At 71.8% G+C, this 4,100-nt stretch carries 2 protein-coding genes; one reads left to right on the forward strand and one right to left on the reverse strand.

Annotated elements, in window-relative coordinates:
* Positions 1–127: 127 nt before the first annotated feature.
* Positions 128–1,408: a sensor histidine kinase gene (locus AAHZ94_RS29580; RefSeq protein WP_349996758.1), complete on the reverse strand. Its 1,281-nt coding sequence runs from the start codon at positions 1,406–1,408 to the stop codon at positions 128–130.
* Positions 1,409–1,647: 239 nt separating this feature from the next.
* On the opposite strand from AAHZ94_RS29580, the gene AAHZ94_RS29585 reads away from it, so the two are divergent.
* Positions 1,648–3,957 carry an MMPL family transporter gene (locus AAHZ94_RS29585; protein WP_349996759.1) on the forward strand — a complete coding sequence of 770 codons (2,310 nt, stop codon included), beginning with the start codon at positions 1,648–1,650 and terminating at the stop codon, positions 3,955–3,957.
* Positions 3,958–4,100: the final 143 nt, after the last annotated feature.

A 4,100-nucleotide genomic window follows, 5' to 3' on the forward strand; every position in this document is an offset into this window, starting at 1 on the left:
ACCCCGCCGGGGCCCGGCGCGCCCCGCCGGGCCGGGGGCGGCGCGCCCGGCCCGGCCGTCGCCAGCCGTGGGCGGGCGCGCCCACCCCAGCCGCCGGCAGCCAGGGCCAGGCGCGCCCGGACCGGGCTCAGGGCCGGTCCGCGCGGGCCGGGAAGGGCTGGCAGGGGATCTCCATGGTGACCATGGTCGGGCCGCCGGCCGGGCTGCTGATCGCCAGCAGCCCGTCGAAGGCGCCGAGCCGCCGCTCGATCCCGGTCAGCCCGGTGCCACCCGCGGTGTCCGCGCCGCCCCGGCCGTTGTCGGTGACCGCCATCCGCAGCGCGCCGTCCGCGTAGTGCACGTCCAGCCACACCCGCCGCGCCCCGGAATGCTTGGCCGCATTGGTCAGCACCTCGCTGATGGCGAAGTACGCCGCCGACTCCACCGGCTCCTCGAACCGCCCGGGCAACTCCACGTCCACCTCGACCGGCAGCGCCATCCGCAGCGCCAGCGCCCGCACCGCATCGCCCAGACCCCGCTCGGCCAGCACCGGCGGGTGGATGCCGCGCACCAGGTCACGCAGTTCCGACAGCGCCTCGGCCGAGTTCGCCCGGGCCATCGACAGCATCTTCTTCGCCTGCTGCGGGTCCTTCTCGATCAGCGCCTCGATGGTGCCCAGGCTCATGCCCATCGCCACCAGCCTGGCCTGCGCCCCGTCGTGCAGGTCGCGCTCGATGCGGCGCAGTTCGGCCGCCGAGGAGTCCACCGCGTCGTGCCGGGTGGTGGTCAGCCGCTCGACCCGGGCCGCGAGCACCATCTGCGGGGTGGGCGCCAGCAGGCCGCGGCAGACGTGGAAGTGGCCCTGCCGGAACGCCGGGCTGGTGAACACGCCGAGCACGATCAACCCGAGCCCGACCAGCGCCGCGAGGTTCGCCGTGTACTGCGAGGTGACCGGCACGAAGGCGTACCACTCACCGCCGCCGGAGTTCACGATCGGCTCCCACACGCCCGCCGCGAGGACCGGGCCGTAGATCCCGTACGGGATGAACACGAAGGCGAGCAGCGCCAGCACGAACCCCACGATCATGTCGGTGAACAGCCACAGCAGATCGCGCCAGGACGCCGGGTCCTTCAGGATCAAGGTGGTGCGCTCGACCACTCCGGCGAGACCGCGGCGCGGCAGGTCGGGGAAGGGGCGGTACGGCTCCGGGATGGTGATGCCCGCCCAATCGGCCGCCGTGCGCCGGCGCCAGTTGGCGAAGCCGCGCACCGCCGCCGTCACGTACGGGGTGGTGATCAGGCCGAGGCCCAGCACGATGAAGACGAGCGAGAGCACCGAGAACACGAACAGCGTGATCGAGCCCACGAGCGTGATGAACATCAGCGCGAACCCCTGGGCGGTGGCGGTCAGCGCGTTGCGGACTCTCATCTGTTTGCTCTCCCCGTGATCGGCCATCCACCCGAACCTCGGGCACTCATCCAGTCTGGCGGCCCGATCATTGTGCGGCACTGGCGCCGGGCACCGAGTGGGGGTGTACCTAGCACCACCCCGCCCACCTCGCCTTTTGCTTCAGGCGTTGGGTGCTTTGGCGGCTGGGGAGCGGGGCTGGCGATTCCTAGCGTGAGGGACGTGACTTATTCGGTCCTTACCTCAGGGGGAGAGACGCCATGAAGCAGAACCTCGCGGCCCGACTCGGCGGATGGAGTACCCGCCACCGCAAGACCGCGATCTTCGGCTGGCTGCTGTTCGTGGTGCTGATCGCAGTGGTCGGCGGCGCCTCGGGCATGGTCGAGATGACCCACTCCGAGGAAGGCGCGGGCGACTCCGTCAAGGCCGAGAAGATCCTGGAGGACGCCGGCCTCCAGACGCCCGCCAGCGAGATGGTCATGGTGCGCAGCCCCGAGCCGGACGGCTGGCAGAAGGTGGCCGGGCAACTCGCCACCGACATCGCGGGAACCGGCGAGGTCGAACACCTCAAGCCACCCGTACGCTCCGAAAGCGGCCGGGAAGGGCTGATCACCTTCGACATGAAGGGCGACGCCGACAGCGCGAGCGACCGCGTCGACCCGGTGATGGATCTGGTCGACCAGGCCGCCAAGTCACACAAGGAGCTGGAGGTCTACCAGTTCGGCGAAGCCAGCTCCGCCACCTGGCTGGAGACGGTGCTCGGTGACGACATGAAGAAGGCCGAATTCACGGCCGTACCGCTGGCGCTCGGCATCCTGTTCGTGGTCTTCGGCGCCGCGGTCGCCGCCCTGCTGCCGGTGATCCTCGCCCTGACCGCCTGCATCGCCACCTTCGGCGCCCTCGCGCTGATCAGCCACCAGATGCACCTGACGCCCACCATCAACTCGGTGATGTTCCTCGTCGGGTTGGCCGTCGGCGTCGACTACTGCCTGTTCTACCTGCGCCGGGAGCGGGACGCGCGGGCCGGGGGCCACGACTCGGCCACCGCGCTGCGCATCGCCGCGGCCACCAGCGGCCGGACCGTACTGGTCTCCGGCTTCACCGTGATGGTCGCCATGGCCGGCATGTTCTTCTCCGGGCTGCTGCTCTTCAAGGGCTTCGCCGTCGCCACCATCGTGGTCGTCTTCATCGCCATGCTGGGCTCGGTGACCGTCCTGCCCGCGATGCTCTCCTGGCTCGGCGACCGGGTGAACAAGGGCCGGCTGCCGTTCGTGGGCCGCAGGGCCCAGCGCCGCGCGGCCCCGCCGGCCAGGCCCGGCGTCGTCACCACGCTGATCAGGCCCGTGGTGGGCCGCCCGAAGGTGTTCGCCGTGCTGGCCGCAGCGCTCCTGGTGGTGCTGGGCGCACCGGCGCTTGGCATGAAGACCGAACAGCTCGGCTTGGAGAAGCAGTTCGGCAAGGACGCCGGCATCGCCGTGGCCTTCCGCGAGATCACCGACACCTTCCCCGGCGGCCCTTCGCCGGCCCAGGTGGTCATGGAGGGCGACGTACGGAGCCCGCGCTTCACGGCCGCGGTCGCCGACTTCAAGAAGCAGGCCGCTGCGGCGGGCGAGTTCGGCAAGGACATCGAGGTCAGCATCCACCCGGACCAGGGCGTGGCCGAGATCGACGTGCCGCTGGCCGGCAACGGCACCGACGACGCGTCCAAGCGGTCCCTTGAGACGCTGCGCGACGAGGTGGTGCCGAGCACCCTGGCGGACGCCACCGACCAGGTTTACGTCACCGGCGACCTGGCCTCGTCCATGGACTTCAACGACCAGCTCAAGGCGGGCATCGTGCCGGTCTTCGTGTTCATCATCGCGATGACGTTCCTGCTGATGCTGGTCTGCTTCCGCTCGGTGCCCATCGCGCTGGTGTCGATCGTGCTCAACCTGCTGTCGGTGGCCGCCGCCTACGGCGTGATGGTCGCCGTCTTCCAGCACGGCTGGGGCGCCGGGCTGCTCGGCATGGAGAAGGTCGGCGCGATCGAGTCCTGGATGCCGCTGTTCGTGCTGGTCATCCTGTTCGGCCTGTCGATGGACTACCACGTCTTCGTGGTCTCCCGCATCCGTGAGGCGCACGACCGGGGCCGCTCCACCGGCGCCGCGATCGTGGAGGGCATCCAGGCCACCGCCGGCTCCATCTCCGGGGCCGCGGCGATCATGGTGGCGGTCTTCGCGGTCTTCGCGATGCTCTCCATGCAGGACATGCAGCAGATGGGCGTCGGCCTCGCGGTCGCGGTCCTGCTGGACGCCACGCTGGTCCGGATGGTGCTGCTGCCCTCGGTGATGGCGCTGCTCGGCGAGAAGAACTGGTACCTGCCCCGCTGGCTCGGCTGGCTGCCGCACTTCTCGCACGGCGAGGAGCCGGCCGCGCCCGTCGCCACCCACGCCGCACAGCCGGCCGGCTACCCGGCGGCCCAGCAGCAGACCCACCCGACCGCCCACGGCTCGTACGCCGCTCCCGGCCAGGTTCAGGACCACGGCCAAGACCACGGCCGGCCGTACGACGACGGGGCGCGCCGCTACTGAGCTACCACCTCAGCGATCACGCGAGCGACCACCACCGGGCGGGGGCCCCCGCCGGGGCCCCGCCCCCCCCCCCCCCCGGGGGGGGCCCCCCCCCCCCCCCCCCCCCCCCCCCCCGCCCCCCCGGGGGCGGCCCCCCCCCCCGC

The sequence above is a fragment of the Streptomyces sp. HSW2009 genome (assembly GCF_040240285.1).
In the GTDB taxonomy this organism is placed as follows: domain Bacteria; phylum Actinomycetota; class Actinomycetes; order Streptomycetales; family Streptomycetaceae; genus Streptomyces.